Source organism: Terriglobus roseus (genome assembly GCF_900102185.1).
GTDB classification, from domain to species: Bacteria; Acidobacteriota; Terriglobia; order Terriglobales; family Acidobacteriaceae; genus Terriglobus; species Terriglobus roseus_A.
In genome coordinates this window covers 3,877,219-3,903,673 of the sequence record NZ_LT629690.1, presented here as the reverse complement: position 1 = coordinate 3,903,673, position 26,455 = coordinate 3,877,219, and the positions used below count along the sequence as shown (strand labels likewise).

The 26,455-nt window shown below is 56.3% G+C and carries 27 protein-coding genes and 1 tRNA gene; 17 read left to right on the top strand and 11 right to left on the bottom strand.

What is annotated here, in order from left to right; translation table 11 throughout:
• Positions 1-4: 4 nt before the first annotated feature.
• Positions 5-460: a 23S rRNA (pseudouridine(1915)-N(3))-methyltransferase RlmH gene (locus BLT38_RS16315; RefSeq protein WP_083346142.1), complete on the bottom strand. Its 456-nt coding sequence runs from the start codon at positions 458-460 to the stop codon at positions 5-7.
• 264 nt (positions 461-724) lie between these two features.
• Here BLT38_RS16315 and BLT38_RS16310 point away from each other — a divergent pair, with 264 nt between their 5' ends.
• Positions 725-4,372 carry a TonB-dependent receptor gene (locus tag BLT38_RS16310; RefSeq protein WP_083346141.1) on the top strand — a complete coding sequence of 1,216 codons (3,648 nt, stop codon included), beginning with the start codon at positions 725-727 and terminating at the stop codon, positions 4,370-4,372.
• Positions 4,373-4,516: 144 nt separating this feature from the next.
• Here BLT38_RS16310 and rsfS read toward each other — a convergent pair whose 3' ends face one another.
• The 4 genes from rsfS to BLT38_RS16290 all read right to left on the bottom strand — a co-directional run bounded on the left by rsfS (position 4,517) and on the right by BLT38_RS16290 (position 7,049).
• Positions 4,517-5,131 (bottom strand): ribosome silencing factor, encoded by a 615-nt coding sequence (gene rsfS / locus BLT38_RS16305; RefSeq protein ID WP_083346140.1) that lies wholly within the window; start codon positions 5,129-5,131, stop codon positions 4,517-4,519.
• An 82-nt stretch (positions 5,132-5,213) separates the two neighbouring features.
• Complete coding sequence (gene nadD, locus BLT38_RS16300; RefSeq protein WP_083346139.1) at positions 5,214-5,819, bottom strand: nicotinate (nicotinamide) nucleotide adenylyltransferase; 606 nt, start codon at positions 5,817-5,819, stop codon at positions 5,214-5,216.
• Between the two features lie 11 nt (positions 5,820-5,830).
• Positions 5,831-6,217 (bottom strand): DoxX family protein, encoded by a 387-nt coding sequence (locus BLT38_RS16295; RefSeq protein ID WP_172838312.1) that lies wholly within the window; start codon positions 6,215-6,217, stop codon positions 5,831-5,833.
• Between the two features lie 67 nt (positions 6,218-6,284).
• Positions 6,285-7,049, bottom strand: coding sequence for a TIGR00266 family protein (locus tag BLT38_RS16290; RefSeq protein ID WP_083347139.1), 765 nt, complete (start codon positions 7,047-7,049; stop codon positions 6,285-6,287).
• Between the two features lie 65 nt (positions 7,050-7,114).
• Between BLT38_RS16290 and BLT38_RS16285 the strand changes: the two genes are divergently transcribed.
• Entirely contained in the window at positions 7,115-7,672 is a 558-nt protein-coding gene (locus tag BLT38_RS16285; RefSeq protein ID WP_156785168.1) for an ester cyclase, read from the top strand.
• Between the two features lie 52 nt (positions 7,673-7,724).
• On the opposite strand, the gene BLT38_RS16280 is transcribed toward BLT38_RS16285, so the two are convergent.
• Together BLT38_RS16280 and BLT38_RS16275 are read right to left on the bottom strand one after the other, a co-directional pair.
• Positions 7,725-8,639, bottom strand: a complete 915-nt coding sequence (locus BLT38_RS16280) for an RNA polymerase sigma-70 factor (RefSeq protein ID WP_083346136.1) — start codon at positions 8,637-8,639, stop codon at positions 7,725-7,727.
• Positions 8,640-8,703: 64 nt separating this feature from the next.
• Positions 8,704-8,949 carry a hypothetical protein gene (locus BLT38_RS16275; protein WP_172838311.1) on the bottom strand — a complete coding sequence of 82 codons (246 nt, stop codon included), beginning with the start codon at positions 8,947-8,949 and terminating at the stop codon, positions 8,704-8,706.
• 383 nt (positions 8,950-9,332) lie between these two features.
• Here BLT38_RS16275 and BLT38_RS16270 point away from each other — a divergent pair, with 383 nt between their 5' ends.
• The 8 genes from BLT38_RS16270 to BLT38_RS16235 all read left to right on the top strand — a co-directional run bounded on the left by BLT38_RS16270 (position 9,333) and on the right by BLT38_RS16235 (position 15,061).
• Complete coding sequence (locus tag BLT38_RS16270) at positions 9,333-9,701, top strand: Rieske (2Fe-2S) protein (RefSeq protein WP_083346134.1); 369 nt, start codon at positions 9,333-9,335, stop codon at positions 9,699-9,701.
• A gap of 26 nt (positions 9,702-9,727) precedes the next feature.
• The gene (locus tag BLT38_RS16265) at positions 9,728-10,315 is read left to right on the top strand and encodes a TMEM175 family protein (protein WP_083347138.1); all 588 of its coding nucleotides are present in this window, start codon (positions 9,728-9,730) and stop codon (positions 10,313-10,315) included.
• A 38-nt stretch (positions 10,316-10,353) separates the two neighbouring features.
• Positions 10,354-11,688, top strand: coding sequence for a peroxidase family protein (locus BLT38_RS16260; protein WP_172838310.1), 1,335 nt, complete (start codon positions 10,354-10,356; stop codon positions 11,686-11,688).
• 119 nt (positions 11,689-11,807) lie between these two features.
• On the top strand, positions 11,808-12,599 hold the full coding sequence (locus BLT38_RS16255) for an SDR family oxidoreductase (RefSeq protein ID WP_083346132.1): 792 nt from the start codon (positions 11,808-11,810) through the stop codon (positions 12,597-12,599).
• Positions 12,600-12,622: 23 nt separating this feature from the next.
• Positions 12,623-13,012, top strand: a complete 390-nt coding sequence (locus BLT38_RS16250; protein ID WP_083346131.1) for a cupin domain-containing protein — start codon at positions 12,623-12,625, stop codon at positions 13,010-13,012.
• Between the two features lie 51 nt (positions 13,013-13,063).
• Positions 13,064-13,909 (top strand): alpha/beta fold hydrolase, encoded by an 846-nt coding sequence (locus BLT38_RS16245; RefSeq protein WP_083346130.1) that lies wholly within the window; start codon positions 13,064-13,066, stop codon positions 13,907-13,909.
• Between the two features lie 22 nt (positions 13,910-13,931).
• The gene (locus BLT38_RS16240) at positions 13,932-14,201 is read left to right on the top strand and encodes a hypothetical protein (RefSeq protein WP_156785167.1); all 270 of its coding nucleotides are present in this window, start codon (positions 13,932-13,934) and stop codon (positions 14,199-14,201) included.
• A 107-nt stretch (positions 14,202-14,308) separates the two neighbouring features.
• On the top strand, positions 14,309-15,061 hold the full coding sequence (locus BLT38_RS16235) for an SDR family NAD(P)-dependent oxidoreductase (RefSeq protein WP_083346128.1): 753 nt from the start codon (positions 14,309-14,311) through the stop codon (positions 15,059-15,061).
• A gap of 136 nt (positions 15,062-15,197) precedes the next feature.
• Here the strand turns inward: BLT38_RS16235 and BLT38_RS16230 are convergent.
• Positions 15,198-15,273: transfer RNA gene (locus tag BLT38_RS16230), tRNA-Cys, on the bottom strand.
• Between the two features lie 56 nt (positions 15,274-15,329).
• On the bottom strand, positions 15,330-15,986 hold the full coding sequence (locus BLT38_RS16225; protein ID WP_083346127.1) for a peroxiredoxin: 657 nt from the start codon (positions 15,984-15,986) through the stop codon (positions 15,330-15,332).
• A 217-nt stretch (positions 15,987-16,203) separates the two neighbouring features.
• Between BLT38_RS16225 and BLT38_RS16220 the strand changes: the two genes are divergently transcribed.
• Together BLT38_RS16220 and BLT38_RS16215 are read left to right on the top strand one after the other, a co-directional pair.
• Positions 16,204-17,103, top strand: a complete 900-nt coding sequence (locus tag BLT38_RS16220) for a PhzF family phenazine biosynthesis protein (protein ID WP_083346126.1) — start codon at positions 16,204-16,206, stop codon at positions 17,101-17,103.
• A 358-nt stretch (positions 17,104-17,461) separates the two neighbouring features.
• Positions 17,462-17,899 carry a response regulator gene (locus BLT38_RS16215; RefSeq protein WP_083346125.1) on the top strand — a complete coding sequence of 146 codons (438 nt, stop codon included), beginning with the start codon at positions 17,462-17,464 and terminating at the stop codon, positions 17,897-17,899.
• A 59-nt stretch (positions 17,900-17,958) separates the two neighbouring features.
• Here BLT38_RS16215 and recG read toward each other — a convergent pair whose 3' ends face one another.
• Positions 17,959-20,265 (bottom strand): ATP-dependent DNA helicase RecG, encoded by a 2,307-nt coding sequence (gene recG, locus BLT38_RS16210; RefSeq protein WP_083346124.1) that lies wholly within the window; start codon positions 20,263-20,265, stop codon positions 17,959-17,961.
• A 74-nt stretch (positions 20,266-20,339) separates the two neighbouring features.
• Between recG and BLT38_RS16205 the strand changes: the two genes are divergently transcribed.
• From BLT38_RS16205 to BLT38_RS16195, 3 genes are read left to right on the top strand one after another with little or no spacing between them, the layout of a single operon-like run.
• Positions 20,340-20,531, top strand: a complete 192-nt coding sequence (locus tag BLT38_RS16205) for a tautomerase family protein (RefSeq protein WP_083346123.1) — start codon at positions 20,340-20,342, stop codon at positions 20,529-20,531.
• Between the two features lie 6 nt (positions 20,532-20,537).
• The gene (locus tag BLT38_RS16200) at positions 20,538-21,449 is read left to right on the top strand and encodes an ABC transporter ATP-binding protein (protein ID WP_083346122.1); all 912 of its coding nucleotides are present in this window, start codon (positions 20,538-20,540) and stop codon (positions 21,447-21,449) included.
• On the top strand, positions 21,442-22,677 hold the full coding sequence (locus BLT38_RS16195; protein ID WP_083346121.1) for an ABC transporter permease: 1,236 nt from the start codon (positions 21,442-21,444) through the stop codon (positions 22,675-22,677). The genes BLT38_RS16200 and BLT38_RS16195 overlap by 8 nt, the downstream gene beginning before the upstream one ends.
• A 72-nt stretch (positions 22,678-22,749) precedes the next feature.
• Here BLT38_RS16195 and BLT38_RS16190 read toward each other — a convergent pair whose 3' ends face one another.
• Positions 22,750-23,823, bottom strand: a complete 1,074-nt coding sequence (locus BLT38_RS16190; RefSeq protein ID WP_083346120.1) for an MBL fold metallo-hydrolase — start codon at positions 23,821-23,823, stop codon at positions 22,750-22,752.
• A gap of 106 nt (positions 23,824-23,929) precedes the next feature.
• Here BLT38_RS16190 and BLT38_RS16185 point away from each other — a divergent pair, with 106 nt between their 5' ends.
• Together BLT38_RS16185 and BLT38_RS16180 are read left to right on the top strand one after the other, a co-directional pair.
• A complete protein-coding gene (locus BLT38_RS16185) occupies positions 23,930-25,156 on the top strand; it encodes an ABC transporter permease (protein WP_083346119.1) in 1,227 nt (408 codons plus the stop codon).
• Positions 25,156-26,406 carry an ABC transporter permease gene (locus BLT38_RS16180; RefSeq protein WP_083346118.1) on the top strand — a complete coding sequence of 417 codons (1,251 nt, stop codon included), beginning with the start codon at positions 25,156-25,158 and terminating at the stop codon, positions 26,404-26,406. The genes BLT38_RS16185 and BLT38_RS16180 overlap by 1 nt, the downstream gene beginning before the upstream one ends.
• The last annotated feature ends 49 nt before the right edge of the window (positions 26,407-26,455 follow it).

Sequence of the window (26,455 nt, the reverse complement as noted above, 5' to 3'; positions counted from 1 at the left end):
GTCCTTAGTGGCCCAGGTGATACGGATGTCCCTGCAGGATTGTCGACGCGCGATAAATCTGTTCTGACAACACGAGCCATGCCAGTTCATGCGGCAAAGTCATTGCACCCAATGAGATCCGAAGATCTGCTGATTTTCGAGCTTCATCTGACCAACCATCAGCAGGGCCAATGGCTAACATTAATCTGCGAATACCGTTGTCGCGCGCTTCGCGAATGCGTTCTGCGAAGGCAATAGAATCCAATGATTTGCCGCCAAGATCAGCAATCCAGAACAGCGCAGCACCAGCGCGTTTTTCATCGTTGATAAATTCCATCAACATTTTTTCAGTACGAAAAACACGCGCTGTTGATGGCAGTGTCTTGCCGCAGCGTTGTAAATAGTCTTGCGCAACAGCTTCAAGGGAGGGATGGTGCGCGGCTCCAGGACGCACAGAAAGCAACGTCACTTGAATCGCCATTTCGGCACCTTTCTATCGCGCGATTTTGAAGATTTGAATTCTATGTAATTTGCGAGAAGTTTCTATGAAAAAGCAGATATATCAGGTGGCAATTTTGACGTTACAGCTGTCATAACACGTCATAACTCGCCATATCCCCGTGTTCTTACATATTGGTACTTCTCTTGCAATACAGCACACCGGAAGACTGTTCCCCCACTTGGATGCTGGCCCCCAAAAAGCCGAATCCTGCTCATGACAGCTCTCTCTTGAGGATACGCATTAATGACGAAACAATTTGTCCGTTTAGCCTTGGCAGCGGTCACTCTCGCCGGTGCGCCGGTGATCCTATCTCCATCTGTATTCGCGCAGGCTGTTTCTGTTAACGGCGGCGCTATCAGCGGCACAATCACTGATCCTTCGGGTGCGGTGGTTGGCGGCGCAACAATCTCCATTTCGAACACTGAAACCGGCTTCAAGCGCGACCTGACGACCGATAAGTCTGGTTTCTACCAGATCGGACCGCTGAACCCTGGTAAGTACGCTCTGACCGTGACGGCTCCCGGTTTTGAGACGACGACCGTTCAGACGGTTGTGCGCACCGGTACAGCCACGAACGGAAACTACAAGCTGAACATTGGACAGTCTTCGACGGAAATCAGCGTCAGCGCTGGTGAAGTTCAGATCAACACCGATCAGGGTGGCGTGTCGGACGTAATCACCAAGCAGCAGATTGATACGCTGCCGATCAACGGCCGTAACTTCCTTGACCTCGCGCAGATCGAACCGGGCGTCATCCTGCAGTCGGGCGAATCGTTTGACCCCACCAAGGCTGGCTACTCGGCTATTTCGGTTGGCGGTGTTTCCGGTCGTACCACTCGTATCCTTCTGGATGGACAGGACATTACGGACGAGACCGTGGGCACCACGATCTTCAACGTGTCCGCTGGTGCGATCAACGAGTTCCAGTTGAACCGTTCCACGCAGGACGTATCGGGTGAATTGACTTCGACCGGCCAGGTGCTGGTTTCGACCAACAGCGGTACCAACCAGTTCCACGGTCAGGCGTTCTATCAGTTCCAGGATCATCGCGCATTGTTTGCACGCGCACAGAACGGCTTTGACGCTCCGTTCCAGCGCAACCAGTTCGGTGGCAGCATCGGCGGACCGATCATCAAGGACAAGCTGTTCTTCTTTGCGAACGCAGAGCGCATCAAGCAGGACTCTTCGGCAGTAGCTTCGCTAGGAACGTTGTTTACCGCAATCTCTGCAACGCATCCGACCATCCCAACGCCCTATCGCGAGACCTACTCCACAGTTCGTTTGGACTACAACGGACCTTGGGGCGCTCATTTCTTCGTCCGCGCGAACTACAACGTGAACTCAGTGGCTTCCAACTACGGTGATGGCTACTGGCTGTATGCAAACCGCGATAACACGCCCGGTCTTGCAGCCGGTGCTGATTTCACCAGCGGTGGCGGTAAGTTCACCCACTCGTTCCGTGGATCGTATGAGAAGTTCCACAACCTGATCTCGGACTCGAGCACCAACCCGTCTCTCTACAACGGTATCCCCGGACTGTCTTTCTACTATTCGACACAGCATCTGTACTCTGGCCCGAACTACCTTGCTCCGCAGGGCACGTTCCAGTCAGACAAGCAGTTGCGTTATGACGGATCGTGGACGAAGAGTTCGCACAACATCCGTTACGGCTACAGCCTGAACCGTATTCTCGGTGGTGGTTTCGCATCATTCTTTGGTCTCAGCCCGCGTGTCCGTATTGCTTCGTCCAGCCTGCTGGCGAACTGCAATGGCGTTGCTGGCGCAGCTGCTTGCCCCAGCGATCCATTGCACGGTTACTCCGCATCGGGCATCGTTCTGGGTAACGGCCAGGGCTACTTCACTGAGAAGGGCGGATTCGGTCTGCCTGGCGGTGGTGTATTCGATTGGCGTAACGGCGCTTACGTCCAGGACAGCTGGAAGGTGACTCCGAACTTCACGCTGAACGCGGGTGTTCGTTGGACTCTGGATACGCAGCGTGCGAACCAGGATCTGACTCTTCCCACCTGCGCGGACGTGGATACCAGCACATTCTCAGGTGCTTTGAACCCGTGCAGCGGTCTTGCTGGAAACACTCCTCTGCCGCAGCTCTGGAACTCGAGCTGGACGGCGAAGAACACACACCAGCCCTACGGGAACTTTGCTCCGCAGATCAGCATGGTGTACCAGCTTCCTGATAAGAAGACGGTCCTCCGCGTTGGCTATGGCCTGTTCTACGAGGGCGACGTGATGAACAACACCACGAACGCTCGTACGACACTGATCAAGACAGGTGCATTCAACAACACTGCCTCCATCTGCCCGTACTACGGTGGGAGCTCGGTGCAGTTTCCTGACGGATCAACGGTGAGTTCGATCAACGGTGTTTCCATCACAAACCTGTGCAACCAGCCTTTGGCCACTGCGGCACCGAATATCCAGGCCCTGCAGGCGGCGTACCAGGCAAGCACAAAGCAGAACTCCACTTCGACCAATAGCACCTACCTGGGTGAAACTCTGACCGCCAATGGTGGTTCGGGAACCACTGGTGGTCCTTACGGCACGGCTTTCCGCAGCCCGTACTCACAGCAGTGGAACGCTGGTGTCCAGCGTGAAATCGTCAAGGGTGGTGTTCTGAGTGCGGATTACATCCACAACTCGACCATCAAGATCGCCCAGTGGGTCGACCAGAACCACATCGGTGCGGCACGTTACCTGAATGCAACCGCTGCGAGAAACGCAATTGCTGCGACTGCTGCCAGCTACACGGCTTGCGCTGCTGCGGCTACCACGGCTGCTCAGGCAGACTGCGCAATCGCAAACGGTGCAACGCTGGATGACTTTGCCGGCAACGGTCTGGATTCCGGTTCGCAGTACCTCAGCGGCTACGCTGCTGCGGCTGCTGGTAAGACCCCCAACACGGGTGCAGCCTTCGCTGGTGCAAATCCTCTGCTTGGCAACGGTAACTTCCTCGTGCCGATTGGTCGCTCTGGGTATGACGCTCTGCAGGTGGTCTTCCGCCAGGTAGCTCAGCATCCCCTGCCGGGCATCATGTCGTCGAACCTCCAGATCTCGTACAACCTGTCCCGCATCGTTAGCTCCTACGGTGGCGCCACGAACTCTGACCAGTTCTTTGCGGCCGGCTCGTGGGACTATGACAACCCGAACCAGTACATGGGTCGCAACAGCCTCGATCGCAAGCACCAGATCAACTTTGGTGGTTCGATGACGCTGAAGTATGGTCCGCGTATCGGTCTGATCGGCCACTTCTACTCGGCTGCTCCCACGACCCTGTCGCTTGACTCGTCGGATTCCACTGGTGGTATCTTCACCACGGATCTCACGGGTGACGGCAGCATCGCCGACCTGGCTCCAGGAACTCTGCCGGGCGACTACATGCGCCGCATCGGACCGAAGGGCCTTGCAGGTTACGTCAACAACTTCAACAGCACCTACGCTGGAACGCTGACCCCTGCTGGTAAGGCTCTTGTGAACGCAGGCATCCTGACCCAGGCACAGCTCACGCGTATGGGCGCCACCATCCAGCCCCTTGCGGCAGCAGCATCTACGGTTGCCCTGCCTCAACCGACCACCCGTTCTCTGGACGCCAGCTTCTCCTACCCGATTCGCCTCGCGAAGCTTCGTGAAGGAATCTCGCTGGAGCCGGAAATCGACTTCTATAACCTGGGTAACTTCGCGAACTTCAGCAGCACGGCTATGAGCGGCGTACTGCTTAACCAGACCTCTGCTGGCGCCGTGAACACCACCACTGGTTACCTGACCGGACCGAACAACTACGCCACGCTGAATGCAAATCGTATCCAGCGCGGTTCGGGAACCTACAACGTGGGCGCTGCCCGCACCACGGAGTTCAAGCTCAAGCTGAACTTCTAACTATCACCCCGGAGGGGCTGAGGAGATGCGGAGAGCTTCGGCTCTCCGCATCTCTTTTGCATTACAGATGTGTGCTGGTACCCGGAAAAGAAAAATGCCGCTGCGTTCGAAGACGCAGCGGCACTTCATTGTTTGATGGACTGGCTATTTCTTGGTTTTCTTCGCGGCCGTCTTTTTCGCAGTGGCTTTCTTTGCGGGTGCTTTCACTGACGCCTTCTTCGCGACTGCCTTCTTCGGTGCTGCAGCAGACTTCTTCGCAGCAACCTTCTTGGCTGCAGCTTTCTTTGCTGGTGTCTTTACTGCAGCCTTCTTAGCGCTCTTCTTTGCAGCAGGTGCTTTTGCTGCGGTGGCGCCAGCCTTCGCACGAGTCTTGGCAACGGCGTCTTTGATCTCGCTGTTCAGTTCACCCACGCTGATGGATTTCGCTGTCTTGCGCAGACGTTCCAATCCGTAGAACTCGCGCTTCTCCGGCATGAAGACGTGCACCACGAAGTCCACATAATCCATCAGAACCCATTCGCCCTGACGACGGCCTTCGACTGAGTTCGGCAGAACTCCAAAGTCCTTCTTCAAGCGGTATTCAATCTCATCTGAGATAGCGACGTTCTGGCGTTCGTTCGTTCCGCTGCAGATCAGAAAGTAATCCGTCAGCGAGCTTTCCGATGGGTCCAGTGCCAGGATGCGGATATCTTCCGCCTTCTTACTGTCTGCCGCGTCCACTGCTGCGGCAAGCAAACGGTTCGCTTCCAATGTTGGCATTGTTCTCCTTCTCTACAGCATTCAGGATAGACGTGCGCAGGCCCATTCTGCCACTGTTAGAACGTAACAAGCGAGATGGATTTTAACGGGCATGGTAAAGGTGCATGCGCGCAATGTAGAGCGCCACCTTGGTGGTAAGCATGTCACCACAGGAGATTCCCAGCCGCAATCGTTCACGAAGGGCGCTGGCCGACGTCTCTTCCTCCAGGTCGGTCAGCAGATGCACGCGTTCGCGTTGCTCCTGCGAAAGCTTCATCGATGTCAGGTCATCCAGATCAAACCCAGGGCGCGAGAGCACGATCCATTCCGCCTCTTCCAACAGCCGCTCTGGCTCATGCCAGCGGCGAAGCGTCAGAAAACTGTCTGCTCCCACAATTACAAAGATCGATGCGTCAGGATTGAGCGTCCGCAGCGTCGCGAGTGCGTCCACTGTGTAATTGGGTGTGCCATCGGCGCGTGGAGCGTCGAGTTCGGTCACTTCCAACCGTGGGTCTTCCGCACACAGCAGGCGCGTCATGGCCATGCGATCTTCAAAATTTGCACCCGGTGTGTTTTTCTTCAGCGGCTGCACACCTGTGGGTGCCAGCAGCACACGATCCAGCGCGAAGGCATCCGCAGCCTTCAGTGCAGCGTGAAGATGTGCGCGGTGGGGGGGATCGAATGTGCCGCCGAAGTAACCGATGCGCATGCTTGAGAAGCTTACCAGCCCAACATCACTTTGCGCAGACCCGGCCGACGCAGTAGAAGCCCTGCCCACAGAAGGCAACCGAAGACCACAGGCACAACCCACATCGGATCACCGACGCGTGCGTGTGTCATCACAGCGCCGCCCATATAAGCGGTCATCAGGATTGCACCAAGGGGCGCGGTGCGAGGAATCAGGTACAGCACACTGCACAGCAATTCGCACAGGCCCACCCACAGGATCATGGTCGTAGGAATGCCAAACGGAGCCATCCCCTGCTTCACCATCTCCGCTCCGCTCAGTGCAGTGAACGCGCCCGTGAACAGCATCAGCGCGGGGATCGCGCTCAACACCCAACCTGTCCAGAACTGTGCCCGGCTGGGCGTGCTTTCTTCGGCCATAGACAAAACCCTCGTGGAAATTCGTTCCACGAGGGTACATGCCATGTGCGCGTCTGCCAAGTGAGGTTTACCGATCGTCGAACATGCCCGCGATCGCGCCACCGATAAGGCCAGCGCCTAGCCCCGCTCGCGTCTCCTGGCTTGGCACTTGCAAGTAGCCCTGCACGGCGTGTGCAAGGCGCGCAATGGGCAGCGTCTGCAGCCATACACGGCCTGGGCCTGTCAGTGCAGCCAGGAAGATGCCGTCGCCGCCAAAGAACATGTTGCGGATGCCGGGAACGCGTGTGATCTGGAATGAGACACCCGCATGGAATGCGCCCACATGGCCAGGATGCACGCGCAGCGTCTCGCCTGGTGCCAGATCACGTACAACGACCTCGCCGCTTAGCTCCAGCCACGCTGTGCCTTGTCCGTAGATCTTCTGCAACAGGAAGCCATCACCGCCAAACAAGCCAGCGCCTAGCGACTGCTGAAAGCCCACACCGAGACCAATGTTCTGCGTGGCGCACAAGAAGCCATGGCGATGAACCATGTACTCGTCGCCATTGCCGTGCAGCTCCACGGGAACGATATGGCCCGGTACCTTGGTGGCGAAGGCTACTTCGCCGGGATAGCCCATAGCGGTGTACTCCGTCATGAACAGGGTGCCACCGCCAGCCATGCGCTTGATGGCTCCCATAAAGCCGCCACCGCCACCAGCCTGTGTATGCGTGTGCATGTTGATGCTGGCGCTCATCCAACTCAGTTCGCCGGCTTCCGAGATGATCGTCTCCCCGGGTTGCAGCAGAAATTCAATGGCGGGCATGGTGGTGCCGTGAATACGCGATTGCATGCGTTCCTCCAGCGCGCCGTTCACATCAGCGCGCTCCAGATTCAACATACGCCTGTGGAGGCCGTGTGGTTCCCGTTCAGGGCAATCGGGCTTTTCACTGGATCGAATCTGATGATTTATCAGTGAAAGATGGTAGTGAGGGTTTTGGTCAACGACGCATGACTACAATCCCACGTGAACATCCAAAGGAGAAGAAAATGTCGCGAGACAACGCCACGATCGTCAGGCAATTTGTGGACGATGTGATCACCCAGGGAAACATCGAAGCTGCAGGGAAATATATCTGGGAAGATGTGGTCGAACAGGTTCCACTGCCCGGACAAGGTCCCGGACTCGAGGGCCTGAAAGATATTCTCCGTGCCATGCGTACTGGCTTTCCCGATATCGTCTTCTCCATCCAGGAACAGATCACAGAACACGACAAGGTCGCCAGTCGTTTCGAATGGACAGGTACTCACAACGGTGAGTTTCTCGGGATTCCCGCAACCGGCCGTCCTGTTCGCGTGTGGGGCATCGTCATCGACCGCCTGGAAGAAGGCCGTATCAAAGACACCCGCATCATTATGGACACCATGAGCCTCATGGGCCAACTCGGCGTCCTGCCTCCGCCACCCACACCCTAAAGCATGAGCCCTCACAAACGTGATCCTTAAGAACGCAAAGTGATTGCTGTTCTTAACTTGTTTGCATGCGCGAAAGCTTGCTGGGGCGCATGACCCACATGATCTGGTGAATGCCCTGATCGGAAGCGTCGGTCGCTACCAAGCCAATCGGCTCGTTCCCGCGAGAGATCAGGATGGATTCCTTACCATTCACATGTGTCCATGAAAGCGTTACTCCCAACCAGAAGTGGGAAGCGAAAGCCGCAATAAACTTGGCAACACGCTCACGGCCGGCCACGGGAACACGTGCCGCCCGCACAAAGCCACCGCCATCGGAATAGGACACAACATCTTCTGCGAACAGGTTTTCTAGTGTCGCCATATCGCCACGCTGTGCAGCGTTGATGAATGCCTCAAGAAAACGGCGTTGTTCAGCAGCATCCACAGCTGTTCGGCGCTCCTCTGCAAGATGTTTGCGGGCACGCGATGCCAACTGACGGGCGTTAGCCTCTTCAATTTGAAGAGTCTCTGCAATCTCGCGATAGGAGTAGTCGAACGCCTCGCGCAGTACATAGGCGGCACGTTCCGTAGCGGGTAATTTTTCCAAAAGAACCAGCACTGCCAGTTGCAATGCTTCTTCGCGCTCCGCACCCAGGGTGGGATCACTGCTGGTGTCGACTGGTTCCGGAAGCCACGTTCCCGTATAGGTCTCGTGGCGCGACGAAGCGGACTGGATCAGATTGATGCACAGCCTTGTCGTCGTCGTCGCGAGAAATGCCGCAGGATTCTCCACCACGCTTCGATTTGTAAGCTGCCAACGCATCCATACGTCCTGCAGGATGTCTTCTGACTCCGCCGCGCTGCCCAGCATGCGATAAGCAATGCCGAAGAGGCGTGGTCGCACCGCGGCAAAGGAGGACAGACCATCATCGTGTCCGCCCCTCTCGTGAACGTTCGGAATCAGCTCTTCTTCCATTACGGCTGGCATATTCTATCCCGCCCAACAGGCAAATGATTTGAATAAGGGTGCTTGCACAATGGCTCCCGAAATTTCAGCGCCGAAGCATGTCCTCTATCTGGTCTTCACGCAGCGGAGGATCGTCCGAATCCCCGGTGATAAGGTCCTCGATTTCCATTTCGGGGTCAGGCATAAGGGTCTCCGATGATGGGGACGTAACGTTGTCACATTCCAAAATCATTCGAAGCTCCTCCTCAGTCTCCTCCAGGTAGAACTCTTCCTGGCTGGCGCGAACCTCGTACGCTTCAGTTTCGATCGTGACCCGCTCGTAAGCGCTCATTTGCTTCTCCTCGTCGCATTCCAGTTCGCATGCACGCGCAGAGTCTCCCAATTGCCGGCGATTCTCCTTCATCAGGAACAAGCTGGTGAAATCGCGAAAAACCAGCTCCTCTGCGCATACATCTCTTGTCGCGGAACGAAACCATTCCGCGACATCTCATATCGGGGCATCGATACGATCGCCCCTAAATTTCGCCTGCACTCGTTATGACAAGACAGCCACGCAATTTGTGACAGGGAATTTCAAAAGCTGAAATGGTTGCGGAAGAATCTGCAGCGAGGGAGCACCTTCCGAACCGCGTGTCACATTTCTGCTTTCACTGTTGTCTTAGTGGCAATCAGACAGTTCCAGCTTTCTGAAGATCGTTTCTTAAAGGTGCAACCATGCAAAGCGACACACCTACAGTGCAGACATCCGGGCCCGCCACGCAGCCCAACTCACTCGATTCAGAATGGTTCCGGATAAGCGATATACCGGAAGGCTCAGCGCGGTTGGTTGGGAATGTCGCAGTATTCAACGTGGCAGGGCATCTGTGCGCCACGCAGGCCAAATGTCCGCATAAGTACGGCCCGCTGATTGAGGGACATATCGCAGGTTCGACTGTGACCTGTCCCTGGCACGGTTCAGAGTTCGATGTATGTACTGGCGCTGTCTTGCGCGGACCTGCGGTCAAGCCTCTTCAGACCTACCGGGTCGTTGTGGAAGGCGAGAGAGCACGCGTTGAGAACATGCAGCAGACGGACGCAAAGTGATGTTTCCAAAACAGAGTGAGGAAACCATGACCACCGTGCGATTGGAGGCATTCAGCGATGCGGTCATCGCGATCATCATTACGATCATGGTCCTTGAGCTGAAGGTGCCACACGGTACGCACATCCAGGATCTTGCCCCACTCCTGCCGGTCTTTCTGAGTTACATCGTCAGCTTTCTGTATGTCGGCATCTACTGGAACAACCATCATCATCTGCTGAAAACGTGTAAGGAAATTACCGGTTCGATCCTATGGGCCAACCTGCATCTTCTGTTTTGGCTTTCCTTATTTCCGTTTGCTGCAGGATGGCTTGGAGAAAACCACTTTTCATCGCTGCCCACTGCGCTTTATGCCTGTGTACTCCTGATGGCCGGTTTCGCTTATTACTTGCTTCAGCAGGCGATCATGCAGGCACAGGGCCAAAACTCCGTCTTGAAGCGAGCCATCGGAAAAGATAGGAAGTCAAAACTATCGCTTGTGCTGTATGTCCTAGCACTCTTCGCCACGCTTCGTGCCGCCGGGATTGCTCAAGCGATCCTCGTAATTGCGGGACTGATATGGTTGGTTCCAGATCGCCGCATCGCAAAAGGATTGGCCGAAGCTCATGTGGACTAGCTGATCCACAATGGACTACACACCACGCAGGGAGAACCGTGACAAGCCGCGCCCGTTCTATTCCAGATCACTGTCTCGCACGATTAGGAGCGACAGCGCCTATCGATGCGCCGCTCGTGCCTGTGCATTATGCACGGATGTTTCCCAGCCTTCCAGCATTCCGGGCTGAGGAACAGTTTCTGCGAGCGCTCGGCAGAATCGGCGGCGTATGTGATTGTGAAGACACGGACGATACGCCAGAATCACTTGCAGAAAGCGCGGCTGGATGGCCCATCTTTGGTCAGTTTGTGGCGCACGACATTACAGCTGATCGTTCGCACTTGCGATCCGAAACGGATACCGCCGGATTGATCAACGCGCGTTCCCCAAAGCTTGATCTGGAATGTTTATACGGAGACGGTCCCACAGGTCATCCGTATCTCTTTCAACGTGACGATCCGGCGAAGTTTCGACTCGGCAAGGACGACTCCGACCTTCAACGAAATGCCGATGAAACTGCCATCATCGGCGATCCACGCAACGACTCCCATCAGCTCATCTCGCAGTTTCATCTTGCAATGCTGAAGGCACACAATGCCTTTGTGGATGAAGCTCGTGAGCAAGGCATAGAAGAAGCATTCGTATTTGACGAAGCATCCCGACAGTTACGCTGGCACTACCAATGGATCATCCTGCATGAATTTCTCCCCTCGCTCGTTGGAGAACAAGTGGCAGCAGATGCGCTCCAAGAGGGTTCTCGATATTTTCATCCCGGCGACCATGTGTTTCTCCCGCTCGAGTTTGCTGACGCGGCATATCGATATGGTCACGCGCAGATTCGTCATCGCTATCAATTGAACGCGCACAGTGGCCTGCTTCCGCTCTTTCCTGATCTGCTGGGCTTTCGTCCCGTACCGCGGGAGCACCTTATCGACTGGAGCATGTTCTTCGACACCGTTGGTGCACCGGCTGCACAACGCGCAAAGAAGATGGATGGAAGACTCGTACGTTCGCTTCTTCAATTGCCCCTGGCAATCACAGGAGAATGCGAGATTGAGGACTACCAATCACTCGCTGTCCGCGATCTGCAGCGAGGGCAAGGTGTCGGCTTGCCATCCGGTGAGGCTGTTGCAAGATACATAGGTGTGTCTCCTCTCGATGCGGAGCAGATAGGTCTTACCGCGATCGATTGGCATGAAGAAACGCCGCTCTGGTACTATATTCTTCGCGAGGCCGCAGTGCTTGAGGACGGCCAGCGTCTCGGGCCGGTCGGTGCCCGCATTGTTACGGATGTATTCCTCGGTTTGATCGATGCGGACAGAAAGTCATTCCGTCATAGCGAAGAAGAATGGCGTCCGCGTAAAACGCTGAGTGATTTGCTGGTGCGTTCGTAGTGCTGCATGCGTTTCTTGCATGAAAGATTGAAAATTCCCGTCACACAATTCATCCCTGTTCGGTCATAGCGAGTACGAGTGGCATGTATCAAATTGCCATTCAACTAAGGGGATGAATCATGAAAATCGTCGTCATCGGCGGCACGGGTCTCATCGGATCAAAGCTTGTTAGCAAGCTTGCGGCTCACGGACATGAAGCGATCGCGGCATCACCGAACTCCGGCGTCAACACGTTGACTGGAGAAGGTCTCGCAGAGGTATTGAATGGGGCCGAGGTTGTAGTGGACGTATCCAACTCGCGTTCCTTTGATGAAGACGACGCGATGAACTTCTTCAACACTGCCACGCGCAACCTTATCCAGTATGGAAAAGCGGCAGGCGTTCAGCATTACGTCGCGCTCTCTGTCGTAGGTACAGATCGCATTGCACAGGATCGCCCTTCCGACGGCCCCAAGACGATTCGTGGATACTTCCGCGCAAAGCTTGCACAGGAAAAGTTGATCGCAGAGTCGGGGATTCCATTCTCCATCGTGCATGCCACGCAGTTCTTTGAGTTCGTGAAGAACATTGCAGACACAGCAAGCGACGGCACTACGGTTCGTCTCGCGCCCGTTCTCATTCAACCAATGGCGGCTGACGACGTGGCAGCGGGAGTAGGACGCGTTGCTGCTGGCATACCTGTGAACGGCATTGTTGAAATCGCTGGTCCAGATCAGTTTCGTCTCGATGAGTTCATCCGCCTGGGCCTGATTGCTCGTAATGACCCGCGCAATGTGGTTGCCGATCCCGCCGCTGGATATTTCGGTGTTGAAGTCGACGAACGCACGCTTGTCCCTGGCAAGGACGCTCGGCTGGGAACGACAAGCTTCAAGACCTGGCTCACACAATCTGCAACGGCCCCAACTCGCTAAGCCACAACAAGGAGGACACGTTGATGAAGTTAGCAAAGCTCGTTCTATGTCTTGCGTGGCTCGCACCCCATTGCTTGCTCGCACAACAGGCCAAGGTGACAGAGGTGATGTCGAAAGACCTGACAGATCTTCCCGGTAAGGAGGGTCTGATGATCACGGTCACATACCCACCGGGCTCTTCTGATCCTGTGCATCGCCACAACGCACATGGGTTCATTTATGTGCTGGAAGGTTCGATTGTGATGCAGGTTCGCGGCGGCAAAGAGGTCACTCTCAAGCCGGGCCAAAGCTTCTACGAAGGCCCCAACGATGTTCATGTCATCGGTCGCAACGCGAGCCGCACACGCCCAGCAAAGTTCGTTGTGTTCCTAGTGAAGGACAAAGACGCGCCAGTCGTGATCCCTGCCAACTAAACAGTACGAATCACAAAATTCATCTGCATACATTCAGGAGAGAAGTACCCGATGAGCACGTTCAAGGGAAAAGACGGCACAACGATTTACTACAAGGATTGGGGAGCTGGGCCAGTCGTCACGTTTTCTCACGGCTGGCCTTTGAATGCCGACGCATGGGATGGACAACTGCATTTCCTCGCACAGAATGGTTTCCGTGTAATCGCACATGATCGACGCGGTCACGGTCGATCGGATCAGGCCTGGTCTGGCAATGATATGAACGGGTACGCTGACGATCTGGCCTCACTCATCGAGACTCTGGATTTGAACGACGTAACCCTCATCGGACATTCCACCGGTGGTGGTGAGGTCGCTCGTTACATCGGCAGACATGGCTCAAAGCGCGTCGCGGCAGCAGTTTTAATCGCCGCCGTGCCTCCCATCATGGTTAAGTCTCTTACCAATCCCAATGGAATCCCCATTGAGGTGTTCGACTCATCGCGCAGCAGCCTGACGAAGGATCGTTCGCAGTTCTATAAGGACTTCGCCGTACCGTTCTACGGTGCGAATCGCCCTGGTGCCAAGGTGTCGCAAGGGCTTCTGGATCAGTTCTGGCTCTGGAGCATGCAAGGCGGTCTGAAGAATATCTACGATTCCGTCAAAGCATTCTCTGAGACTGATTTCCATGAAGATCTCAGGAAGTTCGATGTCCCCACTTTGATCATGCACGGGGAAGACGATCAGATCGTGCCGATTGATAACACCGGAAGACAGTCGGCCAAACTCATCATGGGGGCGAAGGAAATCTACTATCCCGGACTGCCTCACGGTCTCACCGCCACACATGCAGATCAGGTCAATGCAGACCTGTTGCAGTTCCTGAATTCAGTTCACGGCGCTCGGTTTAGAGCGTAAGACGTCCGAACGGGCAGGCTTCATGCGTGGAAGCCTGCCCGTTTGGTCCCGCAACGTCAGGAACAACGAACTGATGAGATACCCAAACGAGATAGAGCACCTGACTCAAGAGATCCAACAAGACGAGTCAAGGTATGTCGCATCCAGGCTTATCGAAAACCGGATCATTGAAACCGTTGCGGAAGGCGAGTTTGCATCAGCCATCCAGCGGACACGTCAGTTGGCAAATCAGCGAGCATTGGCGGAAAGAATCCGGAAAAACAAAATCATGCTGGCATGGGCACAGGAATAACACTGCCACACAAAGTCACGCTTATTTCGCGCGCGAAGACGGCTCAGCAAAGTGATCACACAAGGCATGCGTAATTCATTAACAGCGCGATAGAAAGAAACTCTCTCATGAAAACGTTCGAAGATAAAGTCGTCATTGTTACTGGCGGCAGCGCAGGTATTGGACGAGCAGCAGCTCTACAATTCGCAGCAATGGGCGCCCGTGTCTTGATCACGGGGCGGCGTGCTGAACGCCTGGATAAAGTTTCTGCGGCCCATCCAAATATCGAAGCTCTTGTCGCCGATACATCGAATCCACAGGATGCCTCTGTGACGATTCGAAAAGCTTTTCAGCTATGGGGCAGAATCGATGTCTTGGTAAACAATGCCGGAGCGGGCGCAATCATGCCCTTGGCGCAAGCCGACGCGGAACGCGTGAAGGAAATCTTCGCCGTGAATGTTGTTGGACCAACGCTCCTCGCGAAAGAGGCGCTTCCTTATCTCACCGAGACGAAGGGAACAATCATCAACATTTCGAGTACGTTTGGCTCCAAGGCGGGGGCCATGCTGTCTCACTATGGCGCCAGCAAAGCAGCACTCGAATACATGACGCGTGCATGGGCATTGGAACTGGCTCCCATGGGGATCAGAGTAAACGCGATAGCTGTAGGCCCGACAGAAACCGAAGCTCTGACAGAAATGATGGGCCTCTCAAAAGAGGATGCAGAAGCTGTGAAGCATCACGAAATTCAACAGATTCCCCTGAAGCGCCGCGGCACTCCGGAGGAAGTGGCTCATTGGATCGTGTCATTCGCCAGCACGGACAACACGTGGGTCACCGGACAAGTCCTTGGAGTGGATGGCGGACTGGCGATTGCATAGCCACACCCAGGAGCAGTAAGGCGGCAAAGACAATGGGACTCGCCTTGGTCGGTTTTAACCGATACGGCGAGTCCCTACAATCTTCCCTGCATCACCTCGCTCTGGTTCGGCGGGCGGAGGAAACAACTAAGAAATTTGGAGCACCGGGCCGGGATTGAACCGGCGAATACTGGTTTTGCAGACCAGCGCGTTAGCCACTTCGCCACCGGTGCTCGTTCTGCTTCTTACTTTACGCTGTTTGCGCGCAGGTAAGAAGCAGAGGAAGCAGTTACTGCGGCTGCTGCGTCGTGCGCAGGTAGGGCTTCACGGTCGTGTAGCCCGGGAACTTCACTGCTGCGTCGTCGTTGGAGACAGAACCGGCGATGATCACGTCTTCGCCCTGCTTCCAGTTCGCAGGCGTAGCCACCGGGTGCTTTGCCGTGAGCTGAATGCTGTCCACAACGCGCAGGATCTCATCGAAGTTACGGCCCGTGGTCATGGGATATGCCAGCGTCAGCTTGATCTTCTTGTCCGGTCCAATGACGAACACGGTGCGCACAGGCGCGTTGTTCGCGGGCGTGCGGCCTTCGCAGGTATCGCCAGCCTCGGCGGGCAGCATGTCATACAGCTTCACAACCTTCAGGTCGTGGTCAGCAATGACGGGGAAGTTCACTTCGGCACCGGACACATCCTTGATGTCCTGCGCCCACTTGGAGTGATCGTCCACCTTGTCGACGCTCAGGCCAATGATCTTCACGCCGCGGTTAGCAAACTGCTGCTCCAGCGTGGCAGCGGCGCCCAGTTCCGTGGTGCAAACCGGGGTGAAATCCTTCGGATGCGAGAAGAGTACAGCGTAGTTATCGCCAATCCACTCGTGGAAAGTGATCGGCCCCTGGGTGGTTTCCGCGGTAAAGTCAGGTGCGGTGTCGTTGATGCGGAGAGACATCGTATTGTTCCTCTTTCCTGTAGTCCTGAAGCAGAATTTCGTGATCTCGTGCAAAACAAAACCCACCTTTGGCTTCGGGTGGGGGGCTGGTGCGATTGCGTCCTGTGGCTGCTCTTAGCGGCGCGCGACCGACCCTGCCTGCATACAGAGACAGCAGCAGTGGGTCGAGTTCAGACGCATCGTCATCACCTGCAACAATAGCGCTGGAGGTTTCACCATGTCAAACAGCCTTACACTCTCCTGGGCACAGGTGGATGTCTTTGCGGAACGCCGTTATGAAGGCAATCCGCTTGCAATCTTTTCAGATGCAACGGGTTTGAGCACGGAGCAGATGCAGTCGCTGGCACGGGAAACGAACCTCTCAGAGACCACCTTCATCCTTCCCGCAACGCCGGAGGAGGAACTGCAAAACGGGGTGCGCGTGCGCATCTTCACGGTGGAGGAGGAACTGCCCTTCGCAGGGCATCCCACACTAGGCACCGCGAGCTGGATTCGCGAAAATCTGCCGCACTTTGCAGATGCACAAGAAGTGAAGCTGAAGCTGGATGCCGGCACCATCCCGGTACGTTTTCGTGCTTCTGAGGGGGAAGAAGGCGTTCACGGCGAAATGCGTCAGCGCGATCCTGAATTTGGCGCGGTGCTGGCCAGGGAATCGCTGCGCAACGCATGCGGACTTGCCGCGGAAGATCTCCACACGGTTCTGCAGCCACAGGTAGTTAGCACCGGCCTTCCGTTCTGCATCCTGCCGCTCGTGTCAGTAGATGTATTGCAGCGAATGCGTGTGAATCAAAACGAACTCAAAGAGCTTCTAACCAGTGCCGGGGCGAAGTTTGTCTACGCCATTGCCGATGCAGGCGAAGGGAAATGGCGAGCGCGAATGCCATTCAATGGCAGCGACGATCCGGCCACAGGTTCAGCCGCAGGATGCTGCATCAGCTACCTGGTGAAACACGGAGTCGTCGCAAGCGGCCAACCGACCGTGATCCTCCAGGGGCAGGAGGTGCACAGGCCGTCGCAGTTGCATGTCCGTGCCTCGTTCCAGAATGGGAAGGTGCAGGAAGTGTACGTCGCAGGCTGCACTGTTTTTGTTGCAACGGGACGGTTTACACACCCGTAATACAAAGCCTTTCCACGCGTGTTGCACAGGCTAAGTGATTGTTTTTACAAAACTTGATTGCAGCGGTGGAAACCTCGTCCAAAAGTTCGCACAGAATTTCGCTTTAGTTTCGCCGTTGCACAGCGGCCTGAAGCTTCGTACTTTGGGAAAGCGCTGAACGAGACACATTCGTTTTGCGCAGTCGCTGCGCGGATTTTCGCGAGCCCTCTGACATTCGCTGTACCCCATTGAAGTGCCTTCTAACCGTAGGCAAACATCCCCGGCTGCGCGTTTTTTTCCACGCGTTCAGGCCAACGAACCCGTGCGCCCACAAAGAGGCGTCGCTGCACCATTTTTTGCTCTGGAGACTAAGAACGACATGCGCCCTAAGAAGATCATCCTCTGCGTTGACGACAACGAACAGACCCTCTCCGTCCGCAAATTCCTGCTTGAAACCAAGGGATACCGCGTCATCACCGCAACCAGTGGCCATGAGGCTCTGGAGATTGTGGAGAAGTATGCGCCGGGTGAACTGTCGTTGCTGATCAGCGATCTGCTGATGCCGCAGATGGATGGTGTGGAACTGATTCGTCGCATGCGTGAAGTACAGCCTGGCCTGCCGTCGCTGATGGTCAGCGGCACCGTAACGGGTTATGAACGTGGCGTGGGCGCGGACATGTTCCTGCCCAAGGGCGCATGCTCGCCGGTGGAACTACTGGAGCGTGTGCGCGTTCTGGTGGCCCGCAAGCGCGGCCCCAAGAAGGGTTCGCACCGCGTGCCGGTCCAGCCGCAGCTCGCGGTGCAGCAGGCAGCCTAAAGGAACGACAGCGCTCGCGGCGGATGTCGCTGCGAGCCCTTTTTGCTTTTGCGCGGCTTCTAGGCTTCCACCAGCCCGTAACGACGTTGCCAGTGCTGTTTCAACTGTTGCCGCACCAAAGCGCGTTCTTCATCGCTGACGTCTTTAAGTTGCACTTCCGCAAAGTCAGAAGCTTCCTTCTTTGCGATCTCCAACAGACGTCGATCGCGCACAATGTTCGCCACGCGGAAGTCCGGCAAGCCAGCCTGCTTCGTTCCGAAGAACTCACCGGGTCCACGCTGCGCCAGATCAAGTTCGGCAAGCTCAAAGCCGTTGTCCGTGGTCACCATCGCATCCAGGCGTTGTTCTGCTTCCGGTGACACACGAGCTCCGGTCATCAGCACGCAATAACTCTTCGCAGCACCACGTCCCACGCGGCCACGCAACTGGTGCATCTGCGACAGCCCAAAGCGTTCCGCATGTTCAATCACCATCACGGACGCATTCGGCACATCCACGCCCACTTCAATCACAGTGGTGGAGATCAACACATCAAGATCGCCACGCTTGAACTGCGCCATCACAATCTCTTTGTCATCCGCACTCAAACGCCCGTGCAGCAGCCCAAGACGGAGTCCATGCAGCGGCCCATAGCGAAGCTCTTCAAACATCTCCACAGCGGAACGCAGCGACGGCTTTTCAAACAACTCTTCCGCCTTCGCAGACTTCTTCGCGCTCTTCTTTGCAGCACTCTTCTTAGCCGTAGTTTTCTTTGCTACTTTGTTGCTGGCGTTTTGGCTCGCTGATTCGCCGGCTTGTTCGTCACTAGGAAAATCCAGTTCCGGCTGATCGTCCTTCGAGCCTTCAATCACGGGATAAACAACATAAGCCTGCCGTCCCAGCGTGATCTGTTTACGCACAAAATCCCACACTTCCAGCGCGCGCTCTTCGCTCACGCGGCGAGTGACAACGGGAGTTCTGCCCGGCGGCAATTCATCAATCACGCTCACTTCCAGATCGCCATAAATGGTCAACGCCAGCGTGCGTGGAATGGGCGTCGCGGTCATCACCAGCACATCCGGATCGGCGCTTTCATCCTTCTTCATCAGCGTGAATCGCTGACGCACACCAAAGCGATGTTGCTCATCCACAATCACAAGGCCAAGATTTGCGAAGTCCACCTTCTGCTGAATCAACGCCTGTGTACCGATGACGAGTTCAGCTTCGCCACTCGCCACGCGCCGCCGCGCGCGCCGCTTCTCAGCATCATCAAGCGAACCGGTTAACAAAGTGACCTTGTACTCGCGCGAAGAACGCTTCAGCAGCTTCTTTGCAGAGAGGTAATGCTGCGTCGCAAGGATCTCCGTGGGGGCCATCATCGCAGCCTGATAACCGTTTTCAATCGCAACCAGAGCGGCTTCCATCGCAACAATCGTCTTGCCGCTGCCCACATCCCCCTGCAGCAGCCGACGCATCGGTTGCGGCTGACGCATGTCTTCCACAATCTCGCCCAGCACGCGTTTCTGCGCGCCGGTGGGGCGGAAGGGAAGCACTTCCTTAATCGCATTACGCACGCGTTCATCCGCAACAAACGCAATCCCTGCGCGCTCACGCATGCGTTTGCGTTTCAGCTCCAAACCCAACTCAAGGTAGAAGAGTTCTTCAAAGATCAACCGCGCATGCGCCGCTGTATGAAAGCCCTGCAGATCAGCCATGGACGTGCCTGCAGGAGGGAAGTGCGCCTCACGCAACGCATCCAGGCGCGACGGCATGCCGAGTCGCCTGCGCATCGAGCGCGGCAGCGGGTCCAGCAACTCCGGCCCCTGTGCCAGGTCTTCCAGCAGTCGCCACACCACCTGCCGCATCCATCGCGAACCAAGCTTCGCGCCCCACGCCGTGGTGCCGCCCAGCGATTCATAGACGGGCACAATGCGGCCCACCTCCAGCATCACCGCGTCCTGTGGTTCGTCCGGTCCGGGCAGCATTTCAAACTGCGGTTGAATCATCTTGAACTGGCCCGCGCTCGAACGCGACGCCTCCAGCTTGCCGTACAGCGCCACCATCTGGCCCGGCTTGAATTTGTCCTGTAGATACTGTCCGCGAAACCAGATGGCCTTCAGCGTTCCAGTGCCTTGCCCAACGGTCATTTCGAAGATGGGCATGGAGCGTGCGCGCAACACGGTAGACCCGCGCACTTCGCCGATAACACTGGCCATTTCGCCGGCCTTCAGCGCGCTCAGCGGCTTCGGATCGAGGCGATTTTCATAGCGAAATGGCAGGTGATACAGCACATCTTCCACGGTCTCCACGCCGCGTTTTTTCAGTGCCTCCGCATTGCGCGGGCCCACGCCTTTGATCAGCTGAACAGGCGTGCCGAGAGTCATCATTAAGGCGATGATAAGGCAAAGATGGCGCTAAGTTCTGCACCGCTCCACTGCTATGCTCAACGGTGAGGACATCCATGCCAATCATCAACATTCAAATGCTCGGAAGCGCTACTGCTGAGCAGAAGGCCCAGATCGTAGAGGAGATCACCAACACCATGGTGAACATCCTCGGCAAGAACCCGCAGAACACACACATCATCTTCAACGAAAAGAGTGCGGAAGACTGGGGCCACGCGGGCGAGCTCGTCGCGAACCGGAAGAAGTAAGCCGACATGCCTACCGTTCAACTCAACAACATCCGCAAGGTGTATGACACGAAGGTCGCTGTCGAAGGCCTCACGCTGTCCATTGAGCCGGGCCAGATGTTCGGCCTGCTGGGACCGAATGGCAGCGGCAAAACATCGTCCATCCGTATGATGATCGGCATCACCGTTCCCGATAGCGGCACGGTGGAACTGTTCAACAAGCCCTTCAATCGCAATCTGCTGGAGCGCGTCGGTTATCTGCCGGAAGAGCGCGGCTTGTACAAGAAGATGAACGTTCTGGAGCAGATCATCTTCATGGGGCAGCTGCGCGGCCTGAGCGCAACGGAAGCTGAGAAGCGCGGCAAGGCATGGGCCGAACGTCTGCAGATCACTGAAGCGTTGCCTAAGAAGACAGAAGAGCTGTCGAAGGGCATGCAGCAGAAGATTCAGTTCATCACCACGCTCATCCATGAACCGGACCTCATCATCATGGACGAGCCGTTCAGCGGCCTCGATCCAGTAAACGGCGCGCTGCTGCAGGACACGCTGCTGGAACTGCGCAATGCAGGCAAGGCGATTCTGTTTTCCACGCACCGCATGGACCAGGTGGAAAAGATGTGCGACGCCATCGCCATCATCTATCGCGGCAAGCTGGTGCTGGAAGGCACCATGCGCGAAATCAAGCAGGAGTATCCGCGCAATCGCGTGGACGTAGTTTTCGAGGGCGATGACAGCTTCCTGAACAATCCTGAAGCGGAAGAAGTCAATCGCTACGGAAATGGTGTGGCATCGCTGAAACTTCGCGGCCACCAGCCCGATGCGCAGCCGCTGCTTGCGGAAGCCGTTGCACGTGGCACGCGCATCACGCGTTTTGAAGTGAAGGAGCCCACGCTGGAAGAGATTTTCATTGAGCGTGTGGGAGGCAGCACCAATGCATAACATTTTCCTCATCGCCCGCCGCGAATACCTGGAACGTGTGCGCACCAAGGGATTCATGATTGCCACCATCCTGATCCCGCTGCTCATGGGCGGCGGTATTGCGGCGTCAATCCTCATCGCGAAGCACACCAAGTCGTCATCGCACATCGTCATCGTGTCTCAGGATCTTGCACTTGCAACCGATGTGCAGAACCAGTTGGACGACGACACCGATCACAACATGCAACTCAACGTCATCGCTCCGCCCACCGTGAACACGCGGACGACACTGCTGCGCGAGTTGAAGGCCAAAGACATTGATGGCTACCTGTGGATCACTCCCGCAACAGTGCAGGGGCAGAAACCGTCCATTGAGTACAAGCAGGGATCCTCTGCCGATCTGGCCACGCGCAACACCGTGCGCGATGCACTTGGCAAAGTATTTACGCGCGAGCGATTAATGCAGCAGGGCATGAGCTCCTCTGATGTGAAGACGCTGATGGCGCCCATCGACATGAGTTCTTCCAATGAACAGCAGGACGATACCGGCGCAAACTTCGCCGGTGCGTACGTTCTCTTCTTCCTCATGTACATGGTCATCATGCTGTACGGCATGAACGTGGCGCGCTCCATCATTGAAGAGAAAACATCGCGCGTATTTGAAGTGATGCTGGCCACCGTGAAGCCGGGCGAGATGATGGCCGGTAAGGTTATCGGCGTTGGCTCTGTGGGCCTCACGCAGGTTTCGTTGTGGATGCTCGCAGCCGTCATCCTTACCGCAACACCACTCATGGCGCATCTGCTGGGCGGTGGCACACACATCTCCATCTCGCTGGAGCAGGTGTGCTTCTTCATCGTGTACTTCCTGCTCGGTTATCTGTTGTATTCGGCAATGGCCGCCGCGCTCGGCGCTATGACGAATTCTGAGCAGGAACTGCAGCAGTTGAACATGTTCCTGGTGATGCCGCTGGCAGCATGCATGATCTCGTTGCCGCTGGTTCTGAACGCGCCGCAGAACATCTGGTCGCGGGTGCTTTCACTGGTGCCGTTCTTCTCACCGCTGCTCATGTACATGCGCATCTCGGTTTCGCCGGTGCCCTGGTATGAGATTGCAGCGTCCATCGTGCTGATGTCGCTCGCCATCTACGCCGTTCTGTGGGTCGCAAGCCGCATCTACCGCGTCGGCATCCTCATGTACGGCAAAAAGCCAAACCTGCCGGAGATTCTGCGCTGGTTGAAGTACAGCTAAACAGAAATCCACAGCAAACAAAAACGCAGCACCGTCACAGGTGCTGCGTTTCGTTTTAGCCGTGAAAACTTCTTAAACGCGAATGGCAACTTTACTCGCTGCCTCGTCCGCATGCTCGTTGGGGGAAGGAACGGTGGAGCAATAGCGTCGCCACCAAAGCGAATTACGTGCCTCGCCAGCAAAATCCGTGGGCTCACCCGGCTCGGGCATCCACAAGGGAAGCCCGGCATCTGTGGCCAGCTTGGTAATCCGTTCCGGCGGCTGAAACCAGTCGTGGAAGGCCAGGCTGAACAGGCCCCAGTGAATCGGCATCAACACCTTGGCACGCAGGTCCAGCGCTGCCTTCATCGCATTGTCGGGGCCAAGATGAATCTGGTCCCACAACGGATCAAACGCACCCACCTCCAGCATGGCCAGATCAAACGGGCCGTACGCCTCGCCAATCTTCCGGTAGCCAGGCCAGTAGCCTGAATCCGCGCCGTGGTACAGGTTGTGGTGCTCCGTCTTCAGCACAAACGAAGACCAAAGCGTCTCAAACCGCTTCAATCCACGCCCGGAGAAGTGGCGCGCCGGCAGCGCCGTCAGCGTCAGCGGCGTTGGCGATGCGGAAGGTACGGTGAAGCTGTCCGTCCACTGCATCTCATGAATTTTTTCCGCGGCAATGCCCCACTTCCGCAGCAGTCCGCCCACGCCCATGGAACAAACGAACAGCGGTGTGCGTTCCTGTAACTGCAACACAGCATTCTTATCCAGGTGGTCGTAGTGGTCGTGGGTCAGCAGAACGGCGTCAAGCTTTGGCAGCTCCGCAATGCTCAGCGGCGGTGCGAAGAATCGCTTCGGCCCGAACCACTGCACCATGGACGTGCGCAGGGAGAAGACGGGGTCCGTCAGCAGTGTGGTGCCGTCAATTTCCAGCAGCAGGGACGAGTGCCCCAGCCACGTCACGCGCAGGCCGGATACCGGCGGTCGTGCAAAGGTAGCCAGGTCGGTGCGGAACGGTCCCAGCGGCTTCCGGGGAACGCGCTCTTCCTTGCCCATGATCAGGCGCCGCAACATCTGCGGGAAATGCTTCGTCGCGCCCACTTCCGTGGGGACGGGGTTCAGGTAGATACCGTCTTTGGTTTCGGCCGGTTTCAGAAGTGCCATCGATTAAATTGGATGCCGGGAAGCGCGGTAAGCCGCAAATATCCTCAGGAAAGTTGCATAACCCGGGGCAGCCGCAACGGGAGTACCCTGAAGGGACGGGTGAAACATGCATTGGTCTGAGGCGCTGAAACTGGCGCTGCAATCTTTGTGGGTGAACAAACTGCGCACCGTGCTCACGTTGCTGGGCGTGGTCATTGGCGTGGCCGCTGTTATTACCGTCGTGACGCTGGTGAACGGCGCAAACGCCTATGTCGATCAAAAGCTGAACACCTACGGCTCTGACGTGTTCACGCTGGGCAAGCAGCCCGGATTGATCACCAGCTACGCGGAGTTTCAGAAGTACAACCGCCGTCGCAATATCTCGCTGGACGACTATCGCTACGTTCGCGACAACTGCCAGCGTTGCAAAGAAGTCGGTGCAGCCTATTCGACCAATTCCAACTCGGTGAAGTATGCCAATGAGACCGGCACCAGCGTCTCCATCCGCGGGTGGACGCCGAACATGCCGGACATCAACAACATCAACATTGTGCAAGGCCGTATGTTCACCTCGGTTGAGGATGAACGTGCCACACCGGTTGCCGTTGTCGGTAGCGACATTCAGGAAAACCTGCTCAAAGGCGAAGATCCCATCGGCAAGGTCATCACGGTCGACGGCATGCCGTACACCGTCATCGGCTTGGGTGAAAAGCAGGGAAAGACGCTTGGCGCAAGCCAGGACAACTACGTCATCCTGCCCATCACCACCATGCAGCGCATCTATAGCTCGCATTACAGCAACACGATTTATGTGAAGGGACCGGGCTCCGGTCCTGTGCTGGAAGAGACAGCGGAAGAAGTGCGCACACTGATGCGCTCCATCCGTCACGATCGTTTGGGCGAAGAGGACAGCTTCTCACTGGAGTTAAACAACTCCTTCCTCGCGCTGGTACATACGGTCACATCGCTCTTCGGCGCCATCGCCATTCCCGTTGCAGCCATTTCGTTGATCGTCGGCGGCATCGTCATCATGAACATCATGCTGGTCAGCGTGACGGAACGTACGCGTGAAATCGGCATACGCAAAGCGCTGGGAGCCAAGCGCCGCGACGTGCTGTTGCAGTTTGTGATTGAGAGCGGCCTTATGGCCACCGCCGGTGGCATCCTCGGCGTATTGACGGGTGTGGCCATCGGCTTCGCCATCTCCACAGTGGCCGGCTTCCCCATGAGCGTCGCGTGGTGGAGTGTCATCGTGGGTCTTTTTGTCAGCACCAGCGTTGGCATCTTCTTTGGCGTGTATCCCGCACGTAAAGCGGCCATGCTCGATCCCATCACGGCTCTGAGGGCGGACTAATGACACTTGCAGACGTCAAAGAGACCATCGCCATCTCGCTCGATCAGTTGCGCGCCAACAAATTGCGCAGCGGCCTTACTGTTCTCGGCATTGTGATCGGTGTGCTCACCGTCATAATCATGTCATCCGTCATTAACGGACTCAACGGTCAGGTGAACGGCATCATCTCGCAGCTTGGATCGAACACGCTGTTCGTCTTCCGTTTTGAAGTTTTCGGTAAGCGTCCCACGCTGGCAGAACTGGCTCGCAAGCAGCTCACGTACGAAGACATGATGAGCCTGCAGGATCTGCCGCATGTCGTTGCTGCAGATGCGGGTCTCCGTTACGCAGACTTTACGTTTGGCGGCGGTGGCGGCATGGCTTCTGCTAAGGCAGGCACGCACAAACAGGACAGTGTAGGTCTCGCCGGCGAAAACTTCACCTCGCCTGAAGTCAACGATTGGCACATTGATCGCGGCCGTTTCTTCACGCAGGACGAGCAAAACCGGGCGGCCAAAGTGGTCCTGTTGGGACATGACACGGCAGAGGAACTCTTTCCAGATGAAAGTCCGCTCGGCAAGGAAGTGACGATCCCCGGTATGACCGCCACGGTCATCGGCACACTCGAAGCGGTGAAGGGGATCACGCCGGGTAAAAATCCCAACGACAGCTACGTCTACATGCCGCTCACCACATTCCACAATCTCCACCCGGAGGTGTTGGATTACTGGATCTCGGTGAAGTATGACGATGCGAAAAACCGCTCGCGGGTAGAAGAAGAGATTCGCGAACGACTCCGCATTCGCCGCAAAGTCACAGTCGATAAAGACGACAACTTCGTCATCTTCGGATCAGACTCGCTTTCGCGCCTGTGGGCACAGCTAACTGACGGTCTGTTCCTGCTGATGTTCGCGCTCTCCAGCGTCGGCCTGATGGTGGGCGGCGTCGGCGTCATGAACATCATGCTCGTCTCGGTCACAGAACGAACGCGCGAGATCGGTGTGCGTAAAGCCATCGGCGCAACAAAGCGAACCATCCTGTTGCAGTTCACGCTGGAAGCAATGGTGCTGTGTGCTGTCGGTGGATTGATCGGCATCTCGCTCGGATCGTTGATCGCGCTTGGAATGGGCCTGGTGGTGCCGTCGGTGTTGTCCAGCGCATGGGTCATCGCTGCATTTACCGTTTCCATCGGAATCGGACTTGTCTTCGGTATCTATCCCGCATGGAAAGCCGCGAATCTCAATCCCATTGAAGCTCTACGATACGAGTAACAGCGAATAGAGTCCGACACGGGGTTCACGCAAGTGAACCCCGTTCGTC